Origin of the sequence: Arcticibacter sp. MXS-1 (assembly GCF_041902385.1) — a bacterium.
GTDB lineage: Bacteria > Bacteroidota > Bacteroidia > Sphingobacteriales > Sphingobacteriaceae > Arcticibacter.
In genome coordinates this window covers 1,126,725-1,139,939 of record NZ_CP169244.1, presented here as the reverse complement: position 1 = coordinate 1,139,939, position 13,215 = coordinate 1,126,725, and the positions used below count along the sequence as shown (strand labels likewise).

The window sequence follows — 13,215 nt, the reverse complement described above, 5'->3', positions numbered from 1 at the left end:
TTGAATTGTATTTTTGAGCCGTGAAAGTAGCGCATCTGAACGCATACGATGGAAATGGAGGGGCGGGTCGCGCGTGCCTTCGCCTAAATGATGCCCTTAACGCTGCAGGGCTGCAATCTGAAGTCTTGGTCAACTATAAGTTTGGGGCCGATCCTTCAATTAAAAGCCTGAATGCGGGCCTTCTGCCTAAAGGCTTCACAGCTTTTGGAATCCTTCTCGAACGTTTTGTCAGCTCCATGTATTCAAAGAAGGTAAAGATCCCTTTTTCGGTTCCGGTATGGGGCAAGGACCTGAGTGCCGAGGCTCTTCTCAAAGATGCAGATCTGATCCACCTCCACTGGGTCAATCACGCATTTCTGCGCCCCCGCGATTTAAAAGCACTTCAAAAGCTTAATAAACCGATAGCGTGGACTTTTCATGATAGCAATGCGTTTACAGGGGGCTGCCATGTTCGTTATACCTGCGATCATTTTGAGAACGAATGCGGAAACTGCCCCGTATTGAAAGAACGGGGTCCACGTGACTTGTCGCACAGGATCTGGAAAGCCAAGAGGTCAGCGTATCAGAAGCTTGACTTTCATGTGGTGGCTCCTAGCACCTGGATGGCTGCTTCGGTGAAAAGAAGTAAACTGCTGCGAACAGCTGAGATTGAAGTTATTCCGAATACGCTCGATACAGAAGTTTTCAAGCCTGTCGAAAAGAGCTTGGCTAAGCAACAGGCTGGTTTAAATCCTGATAGCTTTATCATGCTTAGCGGTTTTATGCCTTCAAAAAAGGATCTGCATAAGGGAACGCCTTTCCTGTTGGAAGCTTTGGAGATCCTGGCTGGAAGTACGGATGTAGATCGCTCCAGGATCGAGCTGATTGTATTTGGAAATCGGGACGAAAAGAACGTGCCCGACTTCCCTGTAAAGACAACCTTTCTTGGAACTATTTCAGATGACCGGAAGCTCGCTGCTTACTATAGTGCCGCGGACGCGTTTTTAACCCCTTCATTAGAAGATAACCTGCCCAATACCGTTATGGAGAGCCTGGCATGTGGTACACCTGTGGTGGCATTTACTACCGGAGGTATTCCCGACATGGTGCAGCATAAAGAAAACGGTTATCTCGCTCAGTACCGTTCGTCTCAGGATTTCGCAGCAGGAATAGAATGGGTGTATGCCCATTCCGCGCCCATGGCTCTGAACGCAGAGGCGAGGCGGACAGTTGAAGATAAGTTTTCAGGCCCTATAATAGCCCATCGCCATATTGAACTATATCAGCAGATGCTGGAAAATTACAGAAGCAAACGTGCAAGATAACCGGGAGCCCGTTTTAAGTGTTATCACCGTCGTGTATAACAACGTCTCAGATATTGAGCGGACCATCCGCTCAGTCCTGAACCAGACCTATCCGCGTATCGAATACATCATCATTGACGGGGCCTCTACTGACGGCACCCTGGATGTGATCGGTAAATATAGCGAGAGTATAGCCCGCCTGGTAAGTGAGAAAGACAAGGGCATATACGATGCCATGAACAAGGGCTTACAATACGCAACGGGCGACTACGTGCTCTTCATGAACTCCGGAGACGAGATTTATGCGACTGACACAGTAGCAAACGTTTTCAGCGCTGCCCGGGGCGCCGATATCTACTATGGCGAGACGGAGATGTTTGATCAAAACTGGCAAAGCCAGGGTCGCAGGCGACATAAAGTTCCCGCCAAGCTCAACTTTTATAGCTTTCGGTATGGAATGAGTGTCAGCCATCAGGCAATCTACATCCGCCGGTCGCTTACAGTTCCCTATGATCTCCGGTATCAGTTAAGCGCCGACATCGACTGGATTCTCAAGGCTCTTAAAAAAGCCACTAAAGTGGTAAACACGCATCAGTATGTTGCAAAATATCTGGTGGGGGGGATGTCAAAAAAAGACATCGCCAGAGCCTGCGTGAACGTTTCGAAATATTTAAGTTTCATTACGGGCTGTTGCCTACTCTCTTTAATCATTTCATTATTGCGCTTCGGCTTCTGGCCTATTATTTAGTCCACAGAAGAACGAACGACTGAGAAGCCAGAAGAACGTCTGGCTGGCCTGTATTGGAGCCTGCAGTAAAGTTCTTTTGGTTTGCTTAGCTGATAAGCTCGTCCTGAAACTAAATGCGGAGGGCGCTGGGAGCGGGGTGCAGAGCCAAGTACTCCGACTAAAAAAGGGCTGTCTCAAAAGGTTTTTGAAGGGAGTATCCTTAAAAGAGCAATGCAACGTCTGATTGATTAAATAGTCATGAGCTGCGCTTACAAGCAAGGATAAAAGTCGCGTGAATGTCGCATGAATGTTCTTTCCCGGCTTTTAAAAACAAAGACACGTTCAGAAAAAACGGCATCGCTTCAATTATGGCGTTCTTTTAAAATGATTACAAAAAAAGAGGCTGCATCGATTTGCAGCCTCCTGGTATTTCTGTCCTGATGTTGCTCAGCTTGTCTTCTTATCTTCTGATCTTTTTCTCTCCTTAAAGCCCGCAAATCCAAGTCCTCCCAGTAACAGGATCGAGGCGACCAGCGAGATCTTCTCGCCTGCATAGTAAGACACTGGTTCAAATTTGAACTCGAGCTTGTGATTTCCACCAGGAAGCTGCGCTGCCCGTAAAATGTAGTTTGCCCTGAAATGCGGAATTTTCTCTCCATCTACATATGCATTCCAGCCTTTGCTGTACCAAATTTCAGCGAATACTGCGATCATATCCTTTCCACAAGAATACTCATAGGTAAGATGGTCCGGATGGTAGTCCACCAGCTTGATAGTCGCATTGGGGTCGGGAGTTCCGGCTTTCGTCAGGTCAATAAGCGGCTTAAAGCTTTCATCTACAATGGCCTCTTTTTTAGGGTCGAAGCTATTTATTCCAGCCATTTCCTCTTCTGCATTCTTCACGTAAAGGATCTTGGAAACGAACCATGCATTACCGCATGCAGTTTCACGGTTCTGAATTCTCTGAGACTGGCCTTTCTCGTCAGCAGTAATGACGTACTTGGTATTCAACATATCCAACACATCTTCATTAACTGCATTATTAAATTGCTTTTCAAGAACTTCCTGAAATCTCTTCAGCTTGGCAGCATGATACCCGCCCACCGTCTTGTGAAAGTATGAGGCCGATGCGTCAGAGAAGGTGTTAATGGTCATATCCAAAACACGATAGTCAGGGCTGACGTCTCTCATTATCAGCTCGTCTACCTGTCTTGGCTGGTATGTCTGATTGATCACTGACTGTTCTACAAATTTGTCATTATTCAGGTATCTCTTGTCAACCGACCATAAGTCGATTAAGGTTGTAGCAGCAATTAAAATAAACGTTAGCTGGGCATTGATCTTCTTTTTAATAAAGCCCCAGAGGATTGCAGCAGCAATCAGGACGAAAACAAGCGAGCGAATAGCGTCTATGCGGAGCAGGCTCGTCCTGTCGGCAATAAGGCCGTTCAGTAAAGAATTAGCGAATCCCAGGTCTCCCTGGGTCACTTGAACCAGTCCCTGCTGGATCGAATCGTGGTTGATCGCTTTAAAGCTCAGGAATAGGCCTGGAACTAAGATCAGGACCAGAAGAAGTCCCCCGGTCACATATAAAGCATACTGCAGTTTCTTTAGAAGTTCCTTTTGCTCGTGTTTCCCTTCAGTAATTTCTTTGATCGCCAGAACGGCCAGGATTGGAAATAAAAGCTGGGTAACTGCCAAGATCGACTCAACCGCCCGGAACTTATTGTAAAGAGGGAAGTAATTAAAGAACAGATCAGACAGGAATGGGAGGTTGCGACCGAAGGAGAGGAAGATGGTAAGTACAGTTGCTCCCAGTATCCACCACTTAATACGGTCTTTCACGATAAACAGCCCTACTACAAACAGAAAGCAAATGATAGCGCCGAAATAGTAAGGGCCGGAGGTAAATGGTTTTGGGCCCCAGTAGGTATTGATCAAGCCCATCCCTTGTAGCTGTTGAAGTGCACCTTCAACTTGCTCCTGAGGAACTCCTTTGCTTGTTAATGCTTTTGCAACTTCTGAGTCTTTGTCTAATTTCTTACCCGATTCACCCCCGTAAGCATTGGGAACAAGAAATGTAAGGGTTTCTCCCACGCCCTGACTCCACTGATATGCATATTCACGATCCAGTCCCTCTGCCGGCTTCGCGCCTTCACTTTTGAGGTTTGACTTCCCCCGGATCGATTCCTGTCCATATTCGTAGGTGGTCCAAAGCGTGCCTGCATTTACCGCTATCCCAAGTATTGCCGCTGCAACAAGACAGCCCGCAGATTTAAAGAAATTGGGGGTTGTTTTGGTCCTGATCGCATGATAAAGCTCTATCCCTCCTAAAACCAGCAGCACGAGAAACAGGTAATAAGTCATCTGAATATGATTGGCCCTGATCTCGAGAGCTACAAAAAGAGCAGTAATAGCCGAACCAAGGAGGTACTTTCCTCGTAAGGTGAGGATGACCCCCGCCACAATAGGTCCGAAAAATGCGATAGCCATTGCCTTGTTCAAGTGGCCGGCCTCCAGAATAGTAAAGTTATAGGTGGAAAAAGCAAAGGCGATTGCTCCTGCCGCTGCAAGCCAGGGCTTAACTTTTAACAGTGAAAATAACAGGTAGGCTCCCAGCAGGAGGATGATAACGATATGTACCGGATTGGGGAAAATAAAATTAAAGATCTGGATCAGGTAAGAAGCAACGTTCATGTAGTACTGGGTCCATATCTGGTAAGAAGGCATTCCGCCAAACATGGCATTCGTCCAAAGAGGAGCTGTGCCGTCCTTGGCTTTGAAATCCATAATCTCCTTTTGCATCGCTTTCGCCTGCAGCACATCTCCCTGGTAGAGGATCTTGCCTTGCAGGGCAGGGCTGAAGTAAACAAAGCATATAACAACAAAAAGACCTATAATGGCAAGGTGAATGCCGTTCCGTTTAAACCAGTTACTCATTATTCAAATATTGGTCACCAAAAATAGAATTTTTTGAGCGATGGCAAAGCTGCTTTTTGCGGTTAGTTTGTCTCAGCGGTACGGTCGTGACACTTTGCGGGATGCCCCTACATCCGCTAGCTTGGAGAAATGGACTAAGGGAAAGGGAACATGCAGCTAAAGGAGCAGGCGCATAAGAGTGTGAGGGGACGAAGCCCCTGTGAACCTACTTGATCTCTTCAAAGTCGATAAAATCGCCGGCTTTATCAGCCGCCCTCGCCTCTTTATCCTTCGGAGGGATATAGTCGATGTTTATCTTACCGTTGTTGTAGTTTTGGCCGTTGTAAGGCCTCTGTTGCTCACGGTATTGATTATTTACCTGCTGTTGTGCTTTGTTAACCAGTTTCTGAAATAGAAGAGGAAGCAAAAGCCTGACCAGCATTTTGATCAGCCACAATATGCAAATTGTTATGAAGAGGAATTTTAATAAAGCCATTCTGAAAATTAAACTACAAATATGACGAATAAAGTCAGAAAATATTACGCACGTAAAATAAGATTTACATTTCTATTATCTCGGCTACCCGGCCAATCTGACCATCTTCCAGCCTTACCTTTATACCCCTTGAGTGATAGGAGGCACTCGTGAGAAGGTCTTTCACGATACCTCGCGTCCGTTTTCCCGTACGCTGATCTTTCTTTAAAATAATTTCTACCTCAAGTCCGGGATAAATGTCCTTCCTGTTCTGTCCGTTCATTCTGTTACAGTCTGTCAATGTCGTATAAATACTCTCTCTTACGCTCTTCCTTCTAGTTCCTTCTCCAACGCGAACATCTCGTCCCTTAACTTAGCTGCAAGGAGGAAGTCCATGTCTTTGGCTGCCGCAAGCATGTCTTTTTTCGTTTTTTCGATTGCCTTTTTAAGTTCCGGTTTACTCATATACTGAACGATCGGGTCGGCCGCCACACTGTTTGTTTCATCAATTCCCACATATGCCTTCTGTACGCCTCCTTTAAAGTCAACTACAGATGTCTGTTCAATAATCGCTTCTTTTGATTTGCCTACTGTTCGCGGAACAATGCCATGCTCTTCGTTGTATTTGATCTGTTTCTCCCGGCGACGGTTTGTCTCGTCTATGGTTATGCGCATGCTGTCGGTTATCGTATCGGCGTACATGATTACACGTCCCCGGTCATTTCTCGCTGCCCTTCCGATTGTCTGGATGAGCGATCGTTCCGAGCGCAGGAACCCTTCCTTGTCGGCATCTAAAATTGCCACCAGCGATACTTCCGGCAGATCCAGTCCCTCCCTCAAAAGGTTGATTCCCACCAGGACGTCAAACTCTCCCAGCCGCAGGCCTCTCAGGATTTCGACCCGTTCAAGCGTTTTTACTTCCGAGTGAATATACCTTACCTTTATTCCCAGGCGGTCCATGTACTTCGTCAGTTCTTCTGCCATTCGTTTCGTCAGGGTCGTCACCAGTATCCGGTCTCCCTGCTTCACAGTCTGATCCACCTCTTCAAGTAGGTCGTCCACCTGATTGATAACAGGACGTATTTCAATAGTAGGATCAAGCAAGCCAGTTGGCCGGATAACCTGTTCAACTACCACCCCGCCTGATTTCTCGAGCTCGTAATCGCCTGGTGTAGCACTCACATAAATTGTTTGGGGGGCAAGGCGCTCGAACTCATCAAAATTAAGCGGACGGTTGTCGAGGGCTGCCGGAAGCCGGAAGCCATAATCCACCAGCGACATCTTTCTGGATCGGTCCCCGCCATACATTGCCCGCACTTGCGGCACGGTTACGTGGCTTTCATCTATGATCATCAGATAGTCGTCAGGGAAGTAATCCAGCAGACAGAAAGGGCGCATCCCGGGAGTTCTTCCGTCGAAGAATCGCGAATAGTTTTCAATTCCGCTACAATAGCCCAGCTCACGCATCATCTCCAGGTCGTAGTTTACCCTTTCTTCCAGTCGTTTGGCTTCCAGAAATCGCTGTTCGGTAACCAATTGCTGTTTTCGTGTTTCGAGCTCTTCCTGAATAGCCCAAACCGATTTGTTAAACCGGTCGCGTGGGGTAACGAAGAGATTCGCAGGATAAACAACCATATGTGTCATCTTTTCCAGCGTTTTACCTGTTCCCGGATCTATGGCACTTAACTCTTCTATGTCATCCCCAAAGAAAGAGACCCGATATGCATAGTCGAGGTAAGCAGGATAGATATCCACGGTATCTCCTTTTACACGAAAAGTACCTCTTTTGAAGTCTGCAGTCGTTCTCGAGTAGAGAATCTCAACCAGGCGGTGCAGGAAAGCATTCCTGCTGATCCTGGTGCCTACGGCAAACTTAAAGACCGAGTTGTAAAAATCCTCAGGGTTCCCCATACCGTAAATACAGGAGATTGATGAAACAACAATAATGTCGCGCCGGCCTGACATCAGAGAGGAGGTAGTCCTTAATCGTAGCTTTTCTATCTCATCATTGATCTGGAGGTCTTTCTCGATGTAAGTATTCGTCGTGGCAATATAAGCCTCGGGCTGATAGTAATCGTAGTAAGAAACAAAGTAGTTGACGGAATTTTCAGGGAAAAATTGCTTGAATTCTCCGTATAGCTGGGCAGCGAGAGTTTTGTTGTGACTTAATATCAGGGCAGGCTTTTGTGTTTGCTGGATCACGTTCGCCACTGTAAAGGTCTTTCCAGAGCCCGTAACCCCTAAAAGGGTCTGGTAGTGCTCTTCCCGCTGAACCCCCTCCACCAGCTGTCTGATTGCTTCTGGCTGGTCTCCGGTGGGCTGGTAGTCAGATATTAATTTGAAGTCCATCGATATCAAAGATAAGAATTATGCGCCGGCTGGATACCGCGTCAGGCAGAATAAAAAGAGGCTGCCCCCGCTCATAGGACAGCCTCTCAAATCAAACCTTATTTAACAACAGCATTAAAATAACGCTATATGCTATATATAACGGAAGACCTGTCGCTTTAGTTTATTCACTCCCGAAGAATTTGAAAAAGGCTGCTTTGCGTCATTTTTATTACAATATATGACCACGACATTTGCGATTCTTGTGTTTTATACAATTAGAAATCATTAATTTTAACCTTATATGTTTGTTTTAAGTAATACTGCTTCTGTTGGGAATAACTTTCTTGCTGAATTGAGAGACGCTCAAATACAGCAGGATAGCATGCGGTTTCGGCGAAATCTGGAACGAATCGGAGAGATCTTTGCATATGAAATAAGCAAGACATTCACCTATGTGGAGACTGAATTTGAGACGCCGCTAGGTGCAGCCCTTGTTCCGGTTCCTGCTGAGCAGCCGGTTCTCGCAACGATACTCCGTGCAGGCCTGCCTCTCCATCAGGGCTTGTTGAATTACTTTGACAAAGCAGATTCTGCCTTTATCGCAGCCTATCGTCAGACTACTAAGGACGACGGATTTGTTATTCAAAAAGAATATGTTACCAGTCCCGACCTGACTGACCGGATCGTAATCGTTGCCGATACCATGCTCGCGACTGGCAGGAGTATCGTCTTGAGTTGTAAGGAACTGCTTGACCAGTACAAGGTAAAGCAGCTTCATATCGTATCCGTGATTGCCAGTACAGAAGGCGTGGCTTATGTTAAGGCAAACCTTCCTAAGGCAAAACTGTGGCTTGGTGCTGTCGATGAAGAGATGACCACTAAAGCTTACATCGTACCGGGATTAGGAGACGCCGGAGACCTCGCCTATGGAACGAAAGAGTGAAATGAAATACAAGCACATTTTTTTTGACCTCGATCACACACTTTGGGATTTCGATAAGAACGCTGAGGAAACGCTTCATGAGCTATATCAGACCCATCAGTTGGAAGCGCTTGGTGTTGCCTGTCCTCATACCTTTATAAAGGTATACACTGAAAATAACCATCAGCTCTGGGCTTCCTATCATCTTGGCGCGATCAGTAAGACTGAACTAAGGGAGACCCGTTTTAAAAAGACATTCCTTGATATGGGCTTGTCTGCCGAAGTCATTCCCCCTGGATTTGAGAACGACTATGTGCGGATATGCCCGACCAAGACAAATCTCTTTCCAGGAGTTCATGAGGTCTTAGCATATTTGAAGAGCAAGTATACGCTGCATCTGATATCAAACGGTTTTTTGGAAGCTACCACATCAAAAGTCGATCAATGTGAACTTCGCCAGTACTTTCAGTCAATCATTATTTCTGAATTAGTTGGAGTTAATAAGCCCGATCCGGCTATTTTTAGCTTCGCACTGGAAGGTTCGGGTGCCTCGAAAGAAGAGAGCGTGATGGTCGGCGATAGCATAGAAGCAGATATCCGGGGCGCAATACGTTTTGGGATAGACGCCATCTATTTCAATCCTGCAAGAAAGCCTGTTCCCCCGGACGTGCCAGCTCAAATAAACAGTTTAGAGGAACTTACCATGTTATTATGAGTAGCAGGATAAACACCCGGTCTGTTCTGGATGTGATCAACAAATATCAGGAGGCTCTGAGAGGATTCTCGGAGGAAGAGTTTTGCAGGAAACCTGAAGACGGCAGCTGGTCGGTGTCGGAGATCTATTGCCACATTAACCAGGTGAACATGCGCTCGCTTCTTGCAGTAGAAAAATGTATTTATGGCCGGCAAGTTCAGCGGGGATACGGCGTGCCGCTGTTTACCCGCGCTATCCTTTATTTCGGACAGTTCCCCCCGGCTCTGTTAAGATACCCGATAATATCGCCGCTCTTGTCACCGTCGTTTCAAAGGAGGATGCTCGTAATGAACTGATCCGTTTCGTTGAAAAGTTTAATCAGATCCTGCCGAAAGCAAAAAAATGTTCCCCGCACAACCGGGTTAGACATCAGCGCCTTGGCCTCCTCAATTGTGAGGAGTGGATTCGATTCATCGAGATATACGGCAAATACCACTTCAAACGGTTAAGGCGCTTATCAGGGAACTGAACAGGCAAAGGCAAGGCTTTCATTTAAATTTTCGTCATTCCCTTCAATTATCCTAATATTGCCTTCCGAAAAAAGGCGTTTCCCCGTATGATCAGTCAGTTCAGAAGTTTGAATCCTGTTAACCTGATATTGCTTTGTGTCATTGCAATCATCCTGCGCACGGGCGTCCTCCTGAGCCTCCCTGACTCAATTGCCTTTTCCCCGTTTGAACCGTATACAGCCCTGCTTCTAAAGGTTCCTTCTGATCTTTTTACGCCATTCAGTAATGTCTTCTATGCCACAGTTCTGGTATTGATTCAGGCGGTTCTTTTTAATCGCATTGTCAATGGCTACAACTTGCTCGCCAAGCCTTCTTTTGTCCCCGCCTTGATGTACGTAACTCTTTCGGCCGTTTTGGAACCCTTTGTCGTCCTGAGTCCTGCTCTGGTGGTCAACTTTCTGGTGTTGTGGATAATAGAAAAGTTCTTAAGTGTTTACCGGAGAGAGGACGCTTTGGCTGTGCTGTTTGATATTGGGATGATTATAGCAGTGGGTACGCTCATCTATTTTCCCTTCATCGGCATGCTTCCAATGCTCTGGGTATCTCTGATTATTTTTCGTCCGTTCAATTGGCGTGAATGGATTGCCGGCATTGTTGGTTTTATAACGGTAGCTTTTTTGGTTGGGATATTATGCTATCTAAATGATTCACTTTATAGTTTTTTTAATATAATCCCAACAATCACACCATTCAGGACTGGTTTCAAAGTAAACCTCTATGATTACACTGTATTGATCCCCGTGCTGCTGATCCTTGCATTGTCGTTGCTTACTCTCAGGACAAAGCTTTACAGAAGCAGCGTTCACGTAAGGAAATCGTTCTTTATCCTCTCGTTCCTCATCGGCTTTACGTTTTTGTCTTTCTATCTCACCCGCACCTATACGGTTCATCATTTCATCATGGCGGTGCCTTCCGTCTCTGTGCTGACGGCTCACTTCTTTCTCACGTCTTCTAAAAAATGGCTTTATGAAAGCCTGTATCTGGTGCTTGCAGTCTTTATAATCTACTTTCAGTTTGTGTAGCTCTTTGTATAGGAAAGTCGCCAACTGCTTGTAATTAACCTTTTTTAACACCTGCCGGCCGAATACCAATAAAAATTTAAATAGTTTTGTGTCATGACGTTCGTGCCCCCACGCACTCTTCCCTCCAGGCTGTATTCCGCCCCTTTATTCAGGGCGTCAAGTTGTGAAGCAGCGTCACATTTTTGGGTTTGGAGGCGGAGATTTACAGGAGACAGGGCTTGTCGTCCTGTCAACAATAAAGCTAATGTATAATCTCGTTGTAGACATAGGTAATACGTTTTCTAAAATGGCGGTATTTTCCGGCAGGGAACTACTGGAGTTTAAAACGGCTGTTGCCGTAACGCCCGCTGAGGTGTTGCCTTGGTTGACGACCTATCCTATTGCAAATGCTATTGTTTCCTCCGTGGCAGAAGAACCGGCAGAGTTGAGGATATTCCTGGAGAAAAACTGCAAATACTGGCGATTCTCCTCAGAGCTCGACGGAGGAGTAAGGAACCTATATAAAACTCCATCTACTCTGGGGCTCGATCGCTATGCTGCCGTGGTAGGCGCATATGCTTTAAATCCGGGAGCTAACAGCCTGGTTATAGATGCAGGCACGTGTATAACCTATGATTTTATTAATAGAGAAGGGGCCTATTACGGAGGAAGTATTTCTCCTGGTATCCGCATGAGGCTTAAGGCGATGAATACTTTTACCGGGCGTCTGCCGTTAATTGATTTTGATCCCGACTTTAATAAGGATTACGGAGACGATACCGCGGGAGCAATGCTGTCGGGGGTGGCAAACGGAGTGGTGTATGAGGCAATCGGCTTTATACAACAATATGAGCAAAAGTGGCCCGGCTTACAGGTTATTCTGTGTGGGGGCGACTTTAATTTTTTTGATAGACAGCTGAAAAGTAGCATCTTTGCGGGCAACGTCAAAGTGGAGCCACATTTGGTTTTGATTGGATTAAATGAAGTTATTCATCATAATGAGCAGATTTTTTAGGTATACCTTGTTTTTATTTGTTTTTGTCTGGAACCTGAAGGGGCTGGCTCAAACGACAACCAGTTCAACATATTCACAGTACGGACCGGGTTTGTTAAACAGATCGCTTTTGCCTCAAACCCGCGCCATGGGCGGGCTTTCCGCAGGAATCAGGAAGATGGGATCTTATAACAATGTCAACCTTGCAAATCCTGCTTCTTATTCGTCTATACAGCTGACTACATTCGATGGCGGAATCGGTGGTGAGATTTTGAGCAGGACTAAAGGAGGTGCTTCCGAAAGTGATTTTACAGGTTCATTAAGCCACCTCGTCTTTGGTATTCCGGTCACTAAGACATCTGCTCTCAGTTTTGGTATCATCCCCTTCAGCAGTCTCGGATATCAAACCCGCCAGAGAGGCACTCTTGATACCAACGCAGTAGATTTCGTATATAACGGAGATGGCGGCTTATCTAAGGCTTATTTAGGATATGGCGTACAGCTTTTTAAGCACCTGAGTGTAGGTGCTAACCTGACTTATATATTTGGTAAACTTGAAAGAAACAGCTCCCTCGAATTTGTAAATGATTACAGTGCATATAATACACGTCAGCAAAACAGCAGCAGCATAGGGGGACTGAACTTTGACTACGGACTTCAATATGCCGCGAATCTCAACTCAAAAGTAAGAATGGTCCTTGGTTACGCGGGAAGTGCTTCAACTAACCTTAATCTCGATCAGAAGAGCGTCTTTACGAGGTATATTAAAAGCTCAGGCGGGGAGGAAGAAGTCGCAGCAGATACGGCTTACTTCAATGAATCTGAGACAAAATCGCTCAAACTGCCGGTAATGCATACCTTCGGTTTTACCTTCGAGAAGATGAACAAGTGGCTGCTCGGCGCGGATTTACGCCTCGGACAGTGGTCCAAATATCGCGAGGGAAACACAAACCCCGGCCTTCAGAACGCTCTGGGGATCTCTGTGGGCGGGCAGATCACGCCTGATATCAATTCTGTTGGAAGTTATTTCAAAGTGGTCGACTACAGATTGGGGTTCTCCTATGACAAAACCAATGTCCGTTTGAATAATACAGACGTAGAGCAGATGGCGGTTACGGTCGGCTTCGGTTTTCCTTTGCAGGCCAGTCCCACCAGGACAACCTTCTATAAGATAAACGTAGCTGCCGAACTTGGCCAGCGGGGCACTGTGTCAAACCGGCTGGTTCGTGAACGGTACGTAAATGTGCATCTGGGCTTTACCTTAAATGATCAGTGGTTTAGAAAGTATAAATTCGACTAA

General features: G+C 46.1%; 12 protein-coding genes. 8 read left to right on the top strand and 4 right to left on the bottom strand.

Annotated features, from left to right (window positions below):
* The first annotated feature begins 20 nt into the window (after positions 1–20).
* Positions 21–1,304: a glycosyltransferase gene (locus tag ACES2C_RS04675; RefSeq protein WP_374165844.1), complete on the top strand. Its 1,284-nt coding sequence runs from the start codon at positions 21–23 to the stop codon at positions 1,302–1,304.
* Positions 1,294–2,031 (top strand): glycosyltransferase family 2 protein, encoded by a 738-nt coding sequence (locus ACES2C_RS04670; protein WP_374165843.1) that lies wholly within the window; start codon positions 1,294–1,296, stop codon positions 2,029–2,031. Before ACES2C_RS04675 ends, ACES2C_RS04670 begins: the two co-directional genes overlap by 11 nt.
* A 426-nt stretch (positions 2,032–2,457) precedes the next feature.
* Here ACES2C_RS04670 and ACES2C_RS04665 read toward each other — a convergent pair whose 3' ends face one another.
* From ACES2C_RS04665 to uvrB, 4 genes are all read right to left on the bottom strand, one after another.
* Complete coding sequence (locus tag ACES2C_RS04665) at positions 2,458–4,950, bottom strand: YfhO family protein (RefSeq protein ID WP_374165842.1); 2,493 nt, start codon at positions 4,948–4,950, stop codon at positions 2,458–2,460.
* A 205-nt stretch (positions 4,951–5,155) separates the two neighbouring features.
* On the bottom strand, positions 5,156–5,425 hold the full coding sequence (locus tag ACES2C_RS04660) for a DUF4834 family protein (RefSeq protein WP_374165841.1): 270 nt from the start codon (positions 5,423–5,425) through the stop codon (positions 5,156–5,158).
* Between the two features lie 64 nt (positions 5,426–5,489).
* A complete protein-coding gene (locus ACES2C_RS04655) occupies positions 5,490–5,687 on the bottom strand; it encodes a YwbE family protein (RefSeq protein WP_374165840.1) in 198 nt (65 codons plus the stop codon).
* A 38-nt stretch (positions 5,688–5,725) separates the two neighbouring features.
* The gene (gene uvrB, locus ACES2C_RS04650) at positions 5,726–7,753 is read right to left on the bottom strand and encodes an excinuclease ABC subunit UvrB (protein ID WP_374165839.1); all 2,028 of its coding nucleotides are present in this window, start codon (positions 7,751–7,753) and stop codon (positions 5,726–5,728) included.
* Positions 7,754–8,036: 283 nt separating this feature from the next.
* Here uvrB and upp point away from each other — a divergent pair, with 283 nt between their 5' ends.
* The 6 genes from upp (at position 8,037) to ACES2C_RS04620 (ending at position 13,215) form a co-directional block, all read left to right on the top strand.
* On the top strand, positions 8,037–8,678 hold the full coding sequence (upp, locus tag ACES2C_RS04645) for a uracil phosphoribosyltransferase (protein ID WP_374165838.1): 642 nt from the start codon (positions 8,037–8,039) through the stop codon (positions 8,676–8,678).
* Entirely contained in the window at positions 8,662–9,372 is a 711-nt protein-coding gene (locus ACES2C_RS04640; protein WP_374165837.1) for a YjjG family noncanonical pyrimidine nucleotidase, read from the top strand. The genes upp and ACES2C_RS04640 overlap by 17 nt, the downstream gene beginning before the upstream one ends.
* Positions 9,369–9,707, top strand: a complete 339-nt coding sequence (locus ACES2C_RS04635; RefSeq protein WP_374165836.1) for a DinB family protein — start codon at positions 9,369–9,371, stop codon at positions 9,705–9,707. The genes ACES2C_RS04640 and ACES2C_RS04635 overlap by 4 nt, the downstream gene beginning before the upstream one ends.
* Positions 9,708–9,967: 260 nt before the next feature.
* Positions 9,968–10,942 carry a DUF6427 family protein gene (locus ACES2C_RS04630; protein ID WP_374165835.1) on the top strand — a complete coding sequence of 325 codons (975 nt, stop codon included), beginning with the start codon at positions 9,968–9,970 and terminating at the stop codon, positions 10,940–10,942.
* Positions 10,943–11,186: 244 nt separating this feature from the next.
* Positions 11,187–11,936 carry a type III pantothenate kinase gene (locus ACES2C_RS04625; protein ID WP_374165834.1) on the top strand — a complete coding sequence of 250 codons (750 nt, stop codon included), beginning with the start codon at positions 11,187–11,189 and terminating at the stop codon, positions 11,934–11,936.
* Positions 11,920–13,215 carry a hypothetical protein gene (locus ACES2C_RS04620; protein ID WP_374165833.1) on the top strand — a complete coding sequence of 432 codons (1,296 nt, stop codon included), beginning with the start codon at positions 11,920–11,922 and terminating at the stop codon, positions 13,213–13,215. The genes ACES2C_RS04625 and ACES2C_RS04620 overlap by 17 nt, the downstream gene beginning before the upstream one ends.

Coding starts and splice junctions, on each gene's coding strand:
- ACES2C_RS04660 (WP_374165841.1), bottom strand. CDS start 5,425: ATGGCTTTATTAAAATTCCTCTTCATAACAATTTGCATATTGTGGCTG.
- ACES2C_RS04665 (WP_374165842.1), bottom strand. CDS start 4,950: ATGAGTAACTGGTTTAAACGGAACGGCATTCACCTTGCCATTATAGGT.
- ACES2C_RS04630 (WP_374165835.1), top strand. CDS start 9,968: ATGATCAGTCAGTTCAGAAGTTTGAATCCTGTTAACCTGATATTGCTT.
- ACES2C_RS04620 (WP_374165833.1), top strand. CDS start 11,920: ATGAGCAGATTTTTTAGGTATACCTTGTTTTTATTTGTTTTTGTCTGG.
- upp (WP_374165838.1), top strand. CDS start 8,037: ATGTTTGTTTTAAGTAATACTGCTTCTGTTGGGAATAACTTTCTTGCT.
- ACES2C_RS04655 (WP_374165840.1), bottom strand. CDS start 5,687: ATGAACGGACAGAACAGGAAGGACATTTATCCCGGACTTGAGGTAGAA.
- ACES2C_RS04635 (WP_374165836.1), top strand. CDS start 9,369: ATGAGTAGCAGGATAAACACCCGGTCTGTTCTGGATGTGATCAACAAA.
- ACES2C_RS04640 (WP_374165837.1), top strand. CDS start 8,662: ATGGAACGAAAGAGTGAAATGAAATACAAGCACATTTTTTTTGACCTC.
- uvrB (WP_374165839.1), bottom strand. CDS start 7,753: ATGGACTTCAAATTAATATCTGACTACCAGCCCACCGGAGACCAGCCA.
- ACES2C_RS04625 (WP_374165834.1), top strand. CDS start 11,187: ATGTATAATCTCGTTGTAGACATAGGTAATACGTTTTCTAAAATGGCG.